We start from the raw sequence: 16212 nt of genomic DNA on the forward strand, positions 1-16212 counted from the left end.
TAAAACCTTATCGTTCTCCAAGAAGTTGAGTAATCACATTGGTGCGATTTGGTATTTTGTGCATCATTACAACGCCTCCCTTCGCTCTTAACCATTACTATTCACCACTACCCAAATTTTTTGCCAATAGTTCAGATTTATCCTCATCTTTAAGGATAAGTGGAGCAATTTCTCCCATAATCAGCTTCTGAGAGGTTAAACAATGCTCTTGCGCTAAACGATTGAGATAGCTACTCAGACTTTCTGTGTAGGGAGTTCCCACCGCCACAGGTTCAAGAGAAAATAACCGACTCCGTTGCGGGATTTCTAGAGGTTTTAAACTCCAATGTTCTGAGTAAATAGCCATCCCTCTTAAATTAATCTAAACGCTGGTACTTTAGTTTTAATAGCCAAATTTCAGGAATTACTCCCTTCCCACGACAAGATTACCTATCCTTTTCTTTCTTCGTGTTCTTTGCGTCTTCGTGGTTTATTCAATCGGTATTCTTCTGGAGGGAAGGGGGTAGTTTCCGATTTACTCTTAACCTCAATGCTGTAATTAACAAAGAGATCGGAGACAGATATCTCCAAAGCTGCCGCCAACTTAACAATATTTTTTAACGAAGGGTTACGCTCTCCGTTTTCGATACCTGAGATGTAGTTGCGATGAAGCCCTGACCTTTCAGCCAGTTCTTCTTAGGATAAATCTAGCTCTCGCCTTCGCCGCCTAATCGCTTTGCCAAAGCGGTATTCAATACTGGGGTGTTTCTGTGTCACAAAACAATACTGAACCAGTATCGCCGTTAAATCTATCTACTATCAGTGGGCTTTTGCACACTATAAGTGTTATAAAGTTAAGTATTATAGCATCAGACACGCAAGTTCCTAACTTTATGGTCTTATTTTTATAGATTCGTAAAATCAAGTGCAGAGTGAAGAACTATATGAAAGAGCAATTTGAACAATGGGTTGCTCGCCTTCAAATATCCGAGGGAGGGCAAAAAATTATTGAGAAAGTTCGCTTGTCTGAGCCATCTCGTCGCGTTGGTGGCGGGAGTAAGAATGTTTCGGGACGCTACCCTAGTCGCCAGATGGGAGTCACAATTCAATTTGAGTCTCATCGGGTTGAACTGCCAATTATCTATCAGTTAGAACACGATGAAGATGTTCTAGAATTCTACGATCAACCACCACCAATTAAACTTGACTATCAAGCAAGTAACGGACGTAAGTTAGGTGTTTTACACACCCCAGATTTCTTTGTTATCCGAACCAATTCGGCTGGTTGGGAAGAGTGTAAAACTGAGCAGGACTTAAAAAAGCTAGCAGAGAAAAGCCCCAATCGTTACTTTTACTCTCAAGAAGATAATCAATGGCATTGCCCGCCAGGAGAAGTCTATGCTAACCAGTTTGGGCTTTATTACCGCATTCGTTCAGATAAGGGAATCAATTGGAATCTGCAACGTAATCTGCAATTTTTAGAAGATTATTATCGAGCAAAATCTCTAGTAGTGGAAGAAGAGATCGCTCAATCCGTGCTTTCAATTGTCTCATCTCAACCAGGAATAACTTTAGCTGAATTACTCAATCAGTCAACAGGAGCTAAATCTGACGATATCTACATCTTAATTACTCAAGAACAAATCTATATTGATTTAAATGCTACACCAATTGCTGAACCAGAAAGATGTCTAATCTTCCGTGACGAACAAACTGCTAGTGCTTATAGATTAATGGTTGAACAGCCAAGTGCAAATCTTCCGGCTATCTCTCCTGTAATCAATATAGTCACTGGAACGGCTGTTAGTTGGGACAGCAAAGGGTTAAATATCATCCTTGTTGGAGAAACAAAGGTTACACTTCGCACAGAAAATAATAAGTTATTTGAACTTGAAAAAGCTGAATTTGAGAATCTGGTTCGCCAAGGAGAAATCACCAGTCTCGACATACCAGACAAAACAGCTATTAGCACAGAATCTTGACAGCGATTTTATCAAGCTAGTCCTGAAGACCAAGCAGAAGCCCTTGAACGCTACAAAACTATCGAACCTTACTTAAACGGACATCCCCCAGAAAACGAAACGATACCAGCCCGTACCATTCGTCACTGGAAAGCTAAATATCTAGCTGCACTTCAAAAATACGGTTGCGGCTATATTGGGCTTTTGTCCCATCGCAGTGCTAAGGGTAATCGTCAGCGCAAGCTGCCTGAAGATACCTTCGCAATTATAGAGAGGTTCATCTTAGAAGACTATGAAACTCTTAAACAAAAAAGAATGTGGGAGGTTTACGGGGCTTTAGTTCGAGCTTGCGAACAATCTGGTGTAATTGCTCCGAGTTACAAAACATTTACTCAAGAAGTAAAACGCCGTACTGGTTACGAACAGACTAAAAAACGCCAAGGTCGCCGTGCCGCTTATCAACAGGAATCATTCTATTGGGAACTTACCCAAACTACCCCAAGACATGGCGATCGCCCCTTTGAAATTGGGCATATAGATCATACTCAGTTAGATGTAGAGCTAGTTTGCTCTCGTACAGGTCGCAATCTTGGCAGACCTTGGGCAACATTTCTCGTAGATGCTTACTCACGGCGATTGCTGGCAGTTTACCTAACGTTTGATTCACCCTCATATCGTTCTTGCTTAATGGTGGTAAGAATTTGTGTCAAACGTCATGGTAGGCTTCCCCAAATTGTAGTGGTAGATAACGGTGCAGAGTTTCACAGCCTTTATTTTGAAACACTACTAGCTACTTTTGAATGTACAAAAAAGCACAGACCTCCAGCCAAAGCTCGTTTTGGTTCGGTTTGCGAACGCCTATTTGGAACTTCCAATACTCAATTTGTCCATAACTTACTCGGTAATACACAAATAACTCGTAACGTCCGCCAAGTCACCAAGTCAGTTAATCCTAAAAATCAAGCTGTATGGACACTTGGTTTACTTTATGAATATCTTTGTGCTTGGGCTTACGAAGTTTACGATACAGACGAACATCCAGCATTTTTCCAGAGTCCGAGGGATGCGTTTGCTGCGGGTATGGTGATTGGTGGCAGTCGGGTTCACCGCATGATTCCTTACGATGAAAACTTTCAGATTCTTACCCTACCTACCACCTCAGATAGAAAAGCGAAAGTTCAAATTGGACGCGGCGTAAAAATTAACTCAATTTACTACTGGTCTAATAGTTTTCGCGACCCGCAAATTGAAAATACCTCTGTTCAGATAAGATATGACCCGTTTAATATTGGTATCGCTTATGCCTTTGTTCGAGGACAGTGGGTACAATGTATTTCTCAATATTATGCAGAACTCCAAGCTCGCTCAGAAAAAGAACTGAAGTTAGCTAGTGCTGAATTACGCAAACGCTCTTCAAATCATGGACGACAATCTAAAGTTTCAGCCAAGAATTTAGCAGAATTTTTAGCATCGGTAGAGGCACAAGAAGCTCTACTAGAACAGCGTTCCTATGATGCAGAAGCCAGGGAAATCTTTAAGGTAATTGAGGGCGGAAAAGCGACAACAATCCGTAACGAACAACCAAAGGTTAATCAAGTTACTTTTGAAAATGCTGATACTCAAGTGGCTGAAGATGAAGCACCTGTTCCAGAGACACTTGTAGTTTACGAGAGGTTTTAATTATGACAGAATCTACTGGATTCCCCCCTGAACTTCTGACACAACCTGCTACAGAAAGGCTTGCGTACTTTGAAAATTACACAGTAGCGCATCCTCGACTTAGAGAAGTCAATGAAATTCTCATGCGAACAATTGTGGAACCCGCAGGAGCTTCATTTATCTTTGTTTATGGTCCTAGTGGTGTTGGTAAAACAACTTTGCGACTTCGTGTTGAGCAGAAATTAACAGAACTAGCATTACCTAAACTAGAAAGCGATCGCAGTCGTGTTCCTGTTGTTGGTGTTGAAGCTGTAGCCCCAGAATCGAGAAACTTCAACTGGAAAGATTACTACACACGCGCCTTAATCGCCTTAGAAGAACCCTTAATCGATCACAAGTTTGATTACAATGTGCGTGGCATCTATCGCGATAATTTCGGAAAAATTAATGTTGAGTCGAAAGTAGTTGCACCTGCTCTACGCAGAGCTTTAGAAAATGCTCTCATCCACCGTCATCCAGACGTATTTTTTGTAGATGAAGCACAACATTTTAGCAAGATGGCAAGCGGATACAAGCTACAAGATCAATTAGACTGCCTCAAATCTCTAGCAAATATGACAGGCATCTTGCACTGCCTATTGGGAACATACGAACTACTGACATTTCGTAATTTAAGTGGTCAACTCTCACGCCGTAGCGTCGATATTCATTTCCGCCGTTATTGTGCTGACAATCCAGAGGATATAGAAGCTTTCAAAAGTGTATTATTAACTTTCCAAGGGCAAATGCCACTTGCAGAAACTCCAGATTTAGTTAGTCATTGGGAATATTTTTATGAACGGACTTTAGGATGTGTTGGCATATTGAAAAATTGGCTAACACGCGCTCTTAAAGATGCCCTAGACAGAGAAGCAACAACCGTCATACTCAAGGACTTACAAAAACGTGCTTGGTCAGTTGCCCAGTGCCAGAGGATGTTTAAAGAAATTCAAGAAGGCGAACGACAATTATCCGAAACAGAAACAGATGTACAAAACTTACGCTCTCTTTTAGGACTTGGAACAAAACCAATGGGGCTACCCGAAGAAATCCCAAAAACTACTCGTCCGCCAGGAAAGGTTGGCAAACGCAAACCTAAAAGAGATCCCATCGGAGTGCAACAAGATGTTAGCTAATGGATTAACAGCTTACGAATCTTGGAACTTAAAAAAGGTTTGCATACCATCCCGCAGTCGCTTCTATCAGCTAGAACCAGTTGGTGTGGGTACTCCATTTGTGGAAAGCTTAACTGGTTATATTGCTCGTCTAGCTGAAGTTCATTGTGTTGCTTGCGGGGTTTTGATGGAAAGAGAACTTGCGCCACTTATAAATAAAGAGTATGGAGGTGCAAATTTACACAGGATATATAATTATACCGCCGCACTCAATGGTAGCGGGGTGATGGCAATGGATTTAGTTCAAGCTCTACAAAAAATGACGCTACGAGATGACTTGCGCTTTCTGACTTTACTAACTTGGCGTGAACTATTTCCTTCAAGGAATTTGCTTCGCTCTGTTCGTGCTTGGTGTCCAGATTGTTATCAAGGTTGGCATAAAAATAAACAAGCGGTTTATGAACCTTTGCTCTGGTTAATAGATACTGTGAAAGTCTGCCCTTATCACCAACGAACCTTGATTTTTCAGTGTCCTTATTGCCATCAAAAAAATATTCCACTAGCTTGGCGATCTCGACCAGGATTTTGCTCAAAATGTGGAGAGTGGCTAGGGTCTACTCTTGATCCTGAACCAGCTAATAGCAACGCTTTAACAAAAGACGAATTAAAACAGAAAATATGGATTACTTCTGCTGTTGGAGAGCTAATTGCCGCCACTCCCTACCTTATCTCTCCCCTACCTTCTAACACCATTGCTATAACTCTATCTATGTGTGTAGATAAAATCACACAAGGGAACATAGCGGCGTTTGCTCGTCAACTTCACTTACCTAGAAATACAGTTTGGCTTTGGTGTAAAGGGGAAAATTTACCTTCCCTCGAAACACTCGTAAGAATTTGCTATGCTCTACAGGTGTCAATTGTAGATTTTCTGACACAAAAAGTTGTTAAATTTTGCTCAGCAAATCATTTGTTAACAGCTACACCTAAGACGAGGCTAAGAGCAAAGAGTAAGCCATTTGAGGCTGATAGAGTTCAACAATATTTAGAAGTGATACTTGCAGATAGTGAGTCTACACCTTCATCTATGGAGGAAGTGGCTAGGCAACTAGGATGTCACAGAAGAACAATTTACAGACATTTTCCGGATTTCTGCCGTGCTATTTCTGCCAAGTACGTTGCTTATCAAAAAGATGGCTATGCCAAAGCAATTGAAGAATGTTGCGAGGAAGTACGAAGGATTGCTGTTGATTTATATAATCAGGGTAAATATCCCAACGAATCTCTTATTTCAAACCTAGTGTCTAAGCCAGGACACTTCCGAGATAAAAAAGTTAGGCTAGCTCTCAAGGAAGTGCATCGTGAGCTTGGGCTATAAACAGCTTTCTCTTGCCTGCTCCCAATCATCCCCTCAATCTAGTTTGTAGTCCAAACGGGCGGCGGGAGATAAATAGCTTTCTCTTGCCTGCTCCCAATCATCCCTTTGCTGGAACCATAACTTTGCCGTCCTTTATTGGAAGCATAAGCCTGCCGCTGCGGCAAACTTATGGGTAAAGTCACAAAAGAGGGGTTGGGGGTGAGGTTTATTCTTATGGAGCTAAGCGGATTCGAACCGCTGACCCCCTCAATGCCATTGAGGTGCTCTACCAACTGAGCTATAACCCCTTACGGTGCTTTATGATTATGCCTTAAAAATTCGCAAGTCGTCAAGTAAAATTTCAGCAACGATAAATTAATAAAACGAACAGGGGTGTTGAGCAAGATGGCTGATATAACCCATGTAGCTGTTCATCAGGAAATATACAACTAGCATGGCGGCTGCGGATAGCGCCACCAGGGTGCCAGCAAGCATTAAAGAGAACTCCTGTTGGTCGAAGGCTTCCTGCATCAGGTGCAGCGACCACGCCACCAGAGCCACATCAAAAATTAAAATACCAACTAACATAATTTACGTTTTGTAACACTTCCTTTATTCTAATATATACAACCGAACAGATTGATGCTACAAAGCCAACCCCGCTTCTTCCAGAAGGAAGAAGTTTCGCTTTTACAAAAGCCGCACCGGCACTTGATGCTCTACGAGATAGTTTTTAATTTCTGATACAGTGAGTTCTCCGTAATGCAGGAGGGAAGCCAGCAGGGCAGCTTCCGCTTTCCCTTCCGTTAAGGCGTCATAAATGTGACTCGTGTTACCAGCCCCACCAGAGGCAATTACTGGAATTTGTACTTGTTCCGCTATAGTGCGCGTAAGCTCTAAGTCATAGCCAGCTTTAGTTCCATCGGCGTCCATACTGGTAACGAGCAGTTCGCCCGCGCCGCGTTGCTCGACTTCTTGCGCCCAATTGATCGCATCGATGCCTGTGTTTTCTCGCCCGCCCCGCACGTAAACATCCCAACCGGGGTTGGTGGGGTCTTGTCGTTTTCGTGCATCAATTGCTACCACAATGCACTGATTGCCGAAGCGATCGCTCGCCCGATCGATCAACTCTGGATCGCGTACCGCCGCCGAGTTAATGCTGACTTTGTCTGCGCCAGCCCTTAACAATTGTTTAATATTTTCTAAGGATTGAATTCCCCCGCCCACGGTAAGGGGGATAAATACCTGCTCAGCGGTGCGATATACCACATCCAGAATGATGCCCCGGTCTTCGTGAGTGGCAGTAATATCCAGAAACACCAACTCATCCGCACCCGCCTGATTATAAGCTTGTGCCAGTTCCACCGGATCGCCAGCATCCTGGAGATTGACAAAGTTAACCCCTTTGACAACTCGCCCCGCTTTCACATCTAAGCAAGGCAGTATTCTTTTTGCAAGCATGACAATCCTCTGGTTCCCCGATGTAATGATAATGAAAGCCTATACACTCTAGACCTTCTGTGTCTTCATGTCTTGGTATTGTTTTTAAAATAAATTTTTAATCATGGCGATAATTTCTTCTAAACAACAGCCTCAAGAACCCAACGGGAAACCCCAGGAACGCCGAAAGCCAGGGGGACGCCGCAAATCTCAGCCAGAGGAAACGGTTGAAGAGTTATTACAGCCAACTGTCGCAATGGACGAAACCGAGAAGCAGGAAGAAGGTCTGCGACCCCAGCGGCTGGCTGACTATATCGGGCAAAAAGACCTCAAGGGCGTTCTAGAAATTGCGATTCAAGCGGCAAAAGGCAGAGACGAGTCGATGGATCACTTGCTGCTGTATGGCCCGCCGGGTTTGGGAAAAACCACGATGTCGCTGATTTTAGCGACGGAGATGGGAACCACTTGTAAAATCACATCTGCACCCGCTTTGGAGCGTCCCCGCGATATTGTAGGGATACTGATGAGCCTGAAGCCGGGAGATATTATATTTATTGACGAAATCCACCGATTGAGTCGGATGACGGAGGAATTGCTATATCCGGCAATGGAGGATTTTCGGTTAGATATTACGATTGGGAAGGGTCAAAGCGCGAAAACTCGCAGCTTGCCGCTACCACCCTTTACGCTTGTGGGAGCAACAACGCGGGTAGGTTCGCTGTCGTCACCGTTGCGCGATCGCTTTGGTTTAATTCAACGGTTACGCTTTTATGAGTTGGATGAACTGATTTTGATTGTGCAGCGGACTGCTGAAGTGATCCAAGCCCCGGTTACGCCGGATGGTGCTGAAGAAATTGCCCGTCGTTCCCGTGGAACTCCCCGAATTGCCAATCGCCTTTTAAAACGAGTGCGAGATTTTGCTCAGGTAAAAAAAGTTGGGGAAATTACACAACCTATTGCGGTGGAAGCTTTGGAAGTCTTCGGTGTAGATCCGATGGGTTTAGATTGGGCAGATCGGTTGATGCTGACCGTGATGATAGAACAATTTAATGGGGGACCTGTAGGCTTGGAAGCGATCGCCGCCGCCACAGGGGAAGATGCCCAAACAATTGAAGATGTCTACGAGCCGTATTTATTGCAGATTGGCTATTTGCACCGCACGCCTCGCGGTCGCATTGCCACTCCAGCAGCCCGAAAGCACTTAGGATATGATTCGTCATTATTCTAAGGATAATAAGCTAAAGACAAATGACGAATACAGCAGTAGTAGGATGGGCATTGCCTACGGATTATCGCAATTCTCGTTTGGATGCAAGTACCGTTTGACCCCACCCCTGCCCCTCCCCGCAAGCGAGGAGGGTTTGAATACAGTCCGCTTTTCGGTGAGGGGTTGGGGGTGAAGTGACGAAGTGTGTATTGCAACAAAGGGAGAACCGCGATAGCTTTCTGCTGGGCAGCGCCTATGCTACCAAAATCTAAAAGCCAAGATAATATGATTCGTTGGATTCTGACTTTACTGAGCATTCTGTTTATTACTGTTTCAACTGGGTTCGTGAATGCGCCGCTAGCGATCGCCCAAGAACAACCTTCCACTTACACGGAAACTGAGTTGCAGGAAGGAGACGAACTAGCGGCTAAAGCATTTACTGCGACAAATGCCGGTGATTTTGTTACGGCTGAAGGGCTTTGGACACAACTGATTGAGCGATTTCCCGCTAATCCGGCTATTTGGAGCAATCGGGGAAATTCCAAGGTAAGCCAGAATAAATTGTCAGAGGCGATCGCTGACTTTAATAAATCTATTGAACTCGCCCCGAACGCCACCGATCCCTATCTGAATCGCGGTACGGCATTAGAAGGACAGGGAAAATATTTGGAAGCGATCGCCGATTACAATCGGGTGCTGGAAATCGATCCCAAGGATGCAATGGCTTACAACAACCGGGGGAATGCCAAAGCGGGATTGGGCGAGTGGGAGGAAGCGATCGCTGACTACAAAAAAGCAGCCGATCTCGCTCCCAATTTTGCGTTTGCCAGAGCCAATTATGCGATCGCTCTGTATCAAATGGGCGAGCAAAAAGAAGCGATTCGCACTATGAAGAATATTGTTCGCAAATACCCCCAGTTTCCTGATATGCGGGCTGCCCTCACCGCTGCTCTCTGGGAACAGGGAAATCGGGGTGAAGCCGAAAGTAACTGGGTTGCGGTTGTCGGAATCGATCGTCGCTATAAAGATATTGACTGGGTGAAAAATGTCCGCCGTTGGCCTCCAGTCATGGTTGCCGCTTTAGAGAAATTTCTGAGTCTACAATAAGGGCGATTGCAATTAGCGCCAAGGTTTGTGCCACAAATATCAGAAAACCGCCTTCTTTAAGAAAGCGGTTTTTTGATTGAGGAATTTTCCGTATAGAGTTTCTGTATAGAGATAGCGATCGCGTTTAGTGAGAAAGGGCGATCGCGGTTTTGATTCACTTCTAGGGATGACCTGGAAGCAAATCAAAACTTTTCTACAGTTCCAAGGTAATCTGCTTTGCCACGCTTCCCCCTCACCCTGCCAGGTAAAAAAGAATCACCCATTCAGGTTAGCGATCGCCTTTTTCAACGGTCGATAGACGCCGGAGGAGTCATCACAAAACACAAAAGCTCGAAGAAAGAACTTTTACCTTTTGTCTTTCTACCCAATCCCCCCCATGACTGGGTGGAAGTAAAAAGCCAACGCCAAAATTGCATAAGCAGCCAATAGCAGCGTACCTTCTAACCAGTTCGACTTGCCATCAGAACTAATCGAATTGGCAATGAGTACCGACACCGCTACTGCTACCAATTCAAAGGGGTTGAAGTCCAAATCCATCGGTTTGTGCAACGCCCAACCTGTCAGAACGAGAACCGGAGCCACAAATAAGGCAATTTGCAAGCTAGAACCTACCGCCACTGAGATAGAAAGATCCATCTTATTTTTCATCGCTACGGTGACAGCGGTGGCGTGTTCGGCAGCATTGCCAATAATCGGAACCAGGATCACCCCTGTAAACAGCGCCGTCAGACCCAGTTGGGAGGTGGCTTCTTCCAAGGAGGAAACCAATAGTTCCGACTCCGCCGCAACCAGTAGCGTTGCGCCTAATAGCACTCCAATCCATAGGGGCAGGTTAACTTTGTGTTCCGGATCTTCTGGAGCGAGATTTGACTCAGCTAACTCAGTAAGTATCTCCTGTTCTGCCACACCCGCATCGTAGAGATAGCTGTGGGTCTTCATCGAAAATAGCAGCGTCAACCCATAGACTCCGATTAATACTACGGCAACGGCGACGGAAAGTTGCTGGACGATGGCTTCATCAATCCCGGTGGAGGTATAGTCCATCGCGGTTGGTAACAGCATTGCAATCACTGCTAGGTTCATTGCCGAGGCATTTACCCCTGCCACCATTGGCTGAAATTCCTGCTCTTTGAAGCGCAAGCCCCCCAATAGCATGGAAAAGCCCATGACCAGGAGTAAGTTGCTGATAATAGAGCCGGTGATACTCGCTTTGACGACATCCACCAGCCCCGCGTTGAGGGCAACGAGGGAGATAATTAGTTCGGTGGCGTTGCCAAAAGTAGCATTCAGCAGTCCTCCCAAGGAGGGGCCAAGAACAACCGCGATTTCCTCTGTGGCGGTGCCCATCCAAGCGGCAAGGGGAATAATCCCCAGACAAGCGGTGATGAAGACGACTGACGATCCCCATTCCAGAAAGTGGGCCGTAATGGAAATAGGGATAAACAACAAAAGAATGGAAAAAAGCGTGTTTAGAGACAGCATCCAAATTATTCGTATTTAGCTCGTGTCTAGGATAGCCGCTTGTTGAGTGTTCTGGCTTCTTTCAGTCTTTGAGTATGTAACAGAATATTTCTTTAGACGCAGGATTCCTTAAGCAAAGTTAATTTACTATTCATTTGCATGAAGTTAGTGTTCCAAGCATGGCAGCATTACGCTTGAATCATGTAAGTAACAAGTAACTATCCTGGCTTTTCAATTTTGTTCATTGACCGTTACCGGCATGGGGCACAGGCAGTTGCTCATCGGTACGGGCAAAATAATTGGATGTTAAACCGATTGCTTTGATCCCCCCATTTAAGGAGAGAAGGCTTCGCCCCCAAGAGTCTTTACCATGTTTGGGTGGTGAGTCTTCGCCTTCTCCAGATGGACTGATTTAACTTGCTGTTTCCCTGGCGTTAAAGTAAACGCGGGGATGCTCAGTCTATCTAGATAAGTTATTGACCCTAATTTTTTACTAATTTTGGATGCGATCCTATGACTTCTGCTGCTGAAAGACCAGCTTCACAGTATTCTGCTGAGGGAACAGCAAACACCAGTGTAGCAACCGATCCCCTGCAAACGGCTACCGGCGTTTATGTTACGGTTCACGGTCATTTTTACCAACCGCCCCGCGAAAACCCTTATTTAGATGCGATTGAACGGCAGCCGAGTGCGTCTCCGTTCCATGACTGGAATGAGCGGATTCACCATGAATGCTATCGCCCGAATGCCTTTGCCAGAGTGCTAAATGACCGGGGCGAAGTCGTGGGGATCGTGAATAACTATGAGTATTTCAGCTTTAATATTGGTCCCACATTGATGTCGTGGCTGGAACGCTACGACGTGGAGGTATATCAGCGAATTCTGGAAGCGGATCGCAAAAGTAGCAATCGCCTGAACGGACACGGCAATGCGATCGCGCAAGTTTACAATCACATCATCATGCCGCTTGCCAACGAGCGGGATAAGTACACCCAAATCCGCTGGGGTAAAGAAGACTTCCGTTCCCGATTTGGGCGCGATCCCGAAGGAATGTGGCTGGCTGAAACTGCCGTTGACTATGCAACCTTAGAAGCATTGGTTGCAGAAGGAATTAAATTCATTGTTTTAGCACCTTCTCAAGCTGAACGTTGCCGACCGATCCCCACAGACGAGCAGCCTGTGACTCAATGGTTGGAAGTGGGCGGTTCTCAAATCGATCCTACCCGTCCTTATCGCTGTTATCTAAAACCCACACTCAGCACGCAAGATTCACCCCTTAGCCCTGAGTATTCATTCCCCACCAACCAAACCCCAGATACCCCTTACATCGATATCTTTTTCTACGATGGCCCGATCTCGCGGGACATGGGATTTAACGATGTCCTGGGCTGGGCGGGTACGCTAGCTGGGCGCATCGGTTCAGCCGTGCGCGGGGATCGCCGGACTTCGCAGCTCATCTCTGTTGGCACAGATGGCGAAACTTTTGGACATCACAAAAGCGGGACAGAGAAAACTTTAGCCTTTGCGTTTGTAGAAGAGTTTCCCCGGCGCGGCTGGACTGTCACCAACTATGCCCATTACCTGAGTCTGAATCCTCCCACCTGGGAAGTGGAACTGAAGCCAGTCACCGCTTGGAGTTGCGCTCACGGAGTGAATCGATGGCAGGATGATTGCGGTTGCGGTGGCGAAGGTGGCGTTTGGCACCAAAAATGGCGGCGTCCCCTGCGGAATGCCCTAGATTGGTTGCGGGATCAGTTAAGCAAAGTTTATGAAGAAACGGGTCGCCAGTTCTTCCGCGATCCCTGGGCGACACGGGATGAATATATCCACGTAATTCGCGATCGCTCTCCTGCCAATGTAGAGCGCTTCCTCGCCCGCCATCGCACCCGCAAACTAACACCATCAGAACAAGTAGACGCCCTGCGCCTATTAGAGATGCAGCGCCATAGTCTGCTGATGTACACCAGTTGCGGCTGGTTCTTTGAAGAACTCTCAAGACCCGAAGGAACGCAGATTCTCCGCTACGCCGCTAGAGCATTGGAACTTGCCGGTGATGTCTCTGGTGTGCAGTTGGAAAAAGGATTTATCAAACGCCTCTCCCAAGCTCCCAGTAATGTTGATTTATTCAAGCACGGAGCTGAGGTGTACCGGCAACTGGTAGTCAGTGCCCAGATTGGTATAGAGCAAGTGGCAGCACACTATGCCATCAGTTCCCTATTCACTACCTATCCCCAACAACAGCGGGTCTACTGTTACGATGCTCATCAGTTGGATTACCAGATGCAACGCATGGGATCGCTGACTCTAGCGGTGGGGCAACTGCGACTAACTTCAGAAATTACCTGGGAAAGTACTCATTTAGTCTTTGCCGTTCTTCATTTGGGCGGCTGGGATTTCCACTGCTGCATTCAACCGTTTGCCGGTCGCCGCACTTATAGCCAGATGAAAGAAAAGCTGTTTGCGGCTCTGCAACAGGCTAGTGCTGCTCACGCGATCCTGGCGATGTCCCAACTATTTGGGGGTAATTCATTCAATTTGCAGAAATTATTTGCTGAGGAACGGCACCGGATTATGCGGCTGCTGAGTCAGAAAACTTTAACGCGCTTAGACCAGCTTTATACGCAGGTTTACCGGGATAACTACGGCATCTTGATGGCGTTCCAGCGCGATGAGCTACCTGTTCCGCAAGAGTTGCAAGTAGCCGCAGAAGTGGCAATTTCTAACCGCGCCCGGATGTCTCTACGGGCACTGGAGCAAGAAAACGGTGAACCCCAGCAAGGTTTGAATCAGCTGGCAGAACTGGAAGCGATCGCGAAAGAAGCGAATCAATTGCGTTGTCAGCTAAATATTCCCGATGCCAAGCAAACGTTAGAGCAGTTGATCTTGCGATCGCTCTGGAAGCTTCTGCACGACTCTAACCCAGCCACTCTAGAAGCAGATATCCAACGCTTAGAGCGCATGATTTCTGTAGGCAATCAGCTACACCTCGGCTTATCTTTGCATCGCCCTCAAGAACTCTACTTTAGCTGTCTCCACAGCCAAATTGTGCCTCTGCTGGAGTCAGAAACTAACGGCAATTCGTCTCAGCTACGTCAGTTGCTATTACTCGGTCAAAAGCTAGGTGTAGATGTCAGTCCCTGGTTGAATCAACTGTCATAAATGTCACGGGTAATGGGGAATTGTCCGACGAATCACCCATTACCTGAATCGATTAGCTGCTCTCAAATATTAAGGGGTAGGTTAAAAAACCTACCCCTTAATATTTACACTTGAAGCGTTTCACCCATTATTTCAGATTCAAAAGGGTGTAGCCTCTACGCGATTAGATGCGATCGCGATCGGTGCGGATGTTTTGATCCCGAATGGGCAGATCGTTACTATTCACATCCAGTTCTTCTCGACGAAGCTGTTCTTCAGCATTAACCGTTTCACGATCTACTTCTTTTCTGATTCTGACTTCCTCACGTACAAAAGCTTCCTTTTGAATGTTAGGAGTTTCTTCGTAGATTTCCACCCGTGCAGCTTCCCCTTCCTGGAAGGCAGCTTCGCCCGGAGTAACAGCTCTTCCCGCATCTGCTGGAGTCACGCGCTCAACGATCACTCGCTCCCTTTCAATGGGGACTGAAACTCGCGCTGTCTCAGTTTCAACGTGTTTACCAACCGCTACCTCGCCTGTTTTCTGGCGGGTTTTATTAGCAATCAACCGTTCTTCGTACAACTTGAGGGTTTGATGATCCCGATCGTTCATATCGTACAAAGATGGCTCTTGCTGATAATTGTAGCGATCGCGATCGTAAGCTTCATAATTATCCTCAACAGGTACAGCACCTGCCATCGGAGCGGCGTAACTAGGTTCCACAACAGGTGCCCCCAAAGGTGCAGATGCATCTAAAGGTGTTGCTGTGTTTATCGGTGCCGATGTTTCCACAGATGGCTCTACCGCCGAGTTGCGATAAACTCCTCTCACCTGCTCCTCGTAATCGTAATCAACCTTGAGCTCGTCGCCAAATTCCGGTAAATTTTCTACTTGCTCTTTGGTAAGCCCAACAGCGTAGACGTGCCGATTATCATAGTCGATCCGAGAACGACCCACTGGTAGCAATACTTGCTTACCGAAAACCCAGAAGCCTGTATCAACAACTAAATAGCGGAAACGCCCCGATTCATCAACTAAGATATTTTTGACGCTACCAACCTTGTCATCGCTGATATCTGAATAGACGTCAAATCCCTTAACGTCTTCACCGCCAAAAGTGTCTTGATAGTCTGTGTCGAAATCTTCAAGCTTGTATAAAACCATGCTTTTCTTTTCCTCCAAATTTCTTGTGTATTTCTATATGTATCTATGCTAAAAGTCTCTATGCTGGCTCCATCTGGCTAGCGACTGACTTCAATAAATTCAATACATAAGCCCTAAAGAGGATGCACAATTATGAAGCATTCGCTCAGGTTTTGTCAGTTAATTATTAAGTAGAAATAAAAATAAGTTTTTTTTACAAATGATTACCAATTATCTTTGTATATTTGCTATAACAAGCAGCAAGTTTTGATTTTCTATCTCCCCGCAGACAGGTATGTATATATTTCAATGGATAGATATAGAATTTAATTAATAAACTCTTCAAAAGATTAAATTATTCTTAACCTAAGAGAAGCATCTAACATTTTTTGAATGAGATGAATTGCTCCTGCAATCTTAGATTCAATATTTTGTAAAACTAATAGACTGCTTCTGAGCTTTCCTTGGCCTTCTTTGCGCCTAAAGCGGAGATTGTGTACGTCAGCATCGCTTACGAAGTTTTTTATATTTCACAAGTCGAATAAGGTTGCTACAGCAGTTCTAAATGATTCCCGAAGGCAAGATACCCAACTTCTTAGAAGTTGGGT

General features: G+C 45.5%; 12 protein-coding genes, 1 tRNA gene and 2 pseudogenes. 8 read left to right on the forward strand and 7 right to left on the reverse strand.

Going from position 1 to position 16212, the window contains the following annotated elements; genetic code table 11:
- A pseudogene (locus tag NDI33_RS18620) lies at window positions 1-91 on the forward strand (IS1 family transposase); the annotation flags it as partial.
- Between the two features lie 6 nt (window positions 92-97).
- Here NDI33_RS18620 and NDI33_RS18625 read toward each other — a convergent pair.
- Complete coding sequence (locus tag NDI33_RS18625) at window positions 98-346, reverse strand: TniQ family protein (protein ID WP_199302292.1); 249 nt, start codon at window positions 344-346, stop codon at window positions 98-100.
- 191 nt (window positions 347-537) lie between these two features.
- Window positions 538-669 (reverse strand): annotated as a pseudogene (locus tag NDI33_RS18630) (helix-turn-helix transcriptional regulator); the annotation flags it as partial.
- Between the two features lie 254 nt (window positions 670-923).
- Between NDI33_RS18630 and NDI33_RS18635 the strand changes: the two are divergent.
- The 4 genes from NDI33_RS18635 (at window position 924) to NDI33_RS18650 (ending at window position 6131) form a co-directional block, all read left to right on the forward strand.
- Entirely contained in the window at window positions 924-1961 is a 1038-nt protein-coding gene (locus NDI33_RS18635) for a heteromeric transposase endonuclease subunit TnsA (RefSeq protein WP_242033015.1), read from the forward strand.
- Between the two features lie 294 nt (window positions 1962-2255).
- Window positions 2256-3620 (forward strand): transposase family protein, encoded by a 1365-nt coding sequence (locus NDI33_RS18640; protein ID WP_242033016.1) that lies wholly within the window; start codon window positions 2256-2258, stop codon window positions 3618-3620.
- Between the two features lie 2 nt (window positions 3621-3622).
- Entirely contained in the window at window positions 3623-4774 is a 1152-nt protein-coding gene (locus NDI33_RS18645) for an ATP-binding protein (protein WP_190672856.1), read from the forward strand.
- The gene (locus tag NDI33_RS18650; RefSeq protein ID WP_190672859.1) at window positions 4764-6131 is read left to right on the forward strand and encodes a TniQ family protein; all 1368 of its coding nucleotides are present in this window, start codon (window positions 4764-4766) and stop codon (window positions 6129-6131) included. Before NDI33_RS18645 ends, NDI33_RS18650 begins: the two co-directional genes overlap by 11 nt.
- Window positions 6132-6345: 214 nt before the next feature.
- Here the strand turns inward: NDI33_RS18650 and NDI33_RS18655 are convergent.
- The 3 genes from NDI33_RS18655 to hisF all read right to left on the reverse strand — a co-directional run bounded on the left by NDI33_RS18655 (window position 6346) and on the right by hisF (window position 7571).
- Window positions 6346-6418: transfer RNA gene (locus tag NDI33_RS18655), tRNA-Ala, on the reverse strand.
- Between the two features lie 67 nt (window positions 6419-6485).
- Window positions 6486-6698, reverse strand: a complete 213-nt coding sequence (locus NDI33_RS18660; protein WP_190410773.1) for a hypothetical protein — start codon at window positions 6696-6698, stop codon at window positions 6486-6488.
- 102 nt (window positions 6699-6800) lie between these two features.
- Window positions 6801-7571 carry an imidazole glycerol phosphate synthase subunit HisF gene (gene hisF, locus NDI33_RS18665; protein ID WP_190426844.1) on the reverse strand — a complete coding sequence of 257 codons (771 nt, stop codon included), beginning with the start codon at window positions 7569-7571 and terminating at the stop codon, window positions 6801-6803.
- Window positions 7572-7674: 103 nt separating this feature from the next.
- Between hisF and ruvB the strand changes: the two genes are divergently transcribed.
- Both ruvB and NDI33_RS18675 read left to right on the forward strand, forming a co-directional pair.
- Entirely contained in the window at window positions 7675-8778 is a 1104-nt protein-coding gene (gene ruvB, locus NDI33_RS18670) for a Holliday junction branch migration DNA helicase RuvB (protein WP_190535590.1), read from the forward strand.
- A 264-nt stretch (window positions 8779-9042) separates the two neighbouring features.
- Window positions 9043-9864 carry a tetratricopeptide repeat protein gene (locus NDI33_RS18675; protein WP_190672862.1) on the forward strand — a complete coding sequence of 274 codons (822 nt, stop codon included), beginning with the start codon at window positions 9043-9045 and terminating at the stop codon, window positions 9862-9864.
- A 360-nt stretch (window positions 9865-10224) separates the two neighbouring features.
- On the opposite strand, the gene cax is transcribed toward NDI33_RS18675, so the two are convergent.
- A complete protein-coding gene (cax, locus tag NDI33_RS18680; RefSeq protein ID WP_190410779.1) occupies window positions 10225-11346 on the reverse strand; it encodes a calcium/proton exchanger in 1122 nt (373 codons plus the stop codon).
- Between the two features lie 492 nt (window positions 11347-11838).
- Between cax and NDI33_RS18685 the strand changes: the two genes are divergently transcribed.
- Window positions 11839-14484 (forward strand): DUF3536 domain-containing protein, encoded by a 2646-nt coding sequence (locus tag NDI33_RS18685; RefSeq protein ID WP_190672865.1) that lies wholly within the window; start codon window positions 11839-11841, stop codon window positions 14482-14484.
- Between the two features lie 163 nt (window positions 14485-14647).
- On the opposite strand, the gene NDI33_RS18690 is transcribed toward NDI33_RS18685, so the two are convergent.
- Window positions 14648-15625, reverse strand: a complete 978-nt coding sequence (locus tag NDI33_RS18690) for a DUF2382 domain-containing protein (protein ID WP_190410781.1) — start codon at window positions 15623-15625, stop codon at window positions 14648-14650.
- Window positions 15626-16212: the final 587 nt, after the last annotated feature.

The organism is Trichocoleus sp. DQ-A1, assembly GCF_039961955.1.
Lineage (GTDB): Bacteria > Cyanobacteriota > Cyanobacteriia > Cyanobacteriales > FACHB-T130 > FACHB-T130.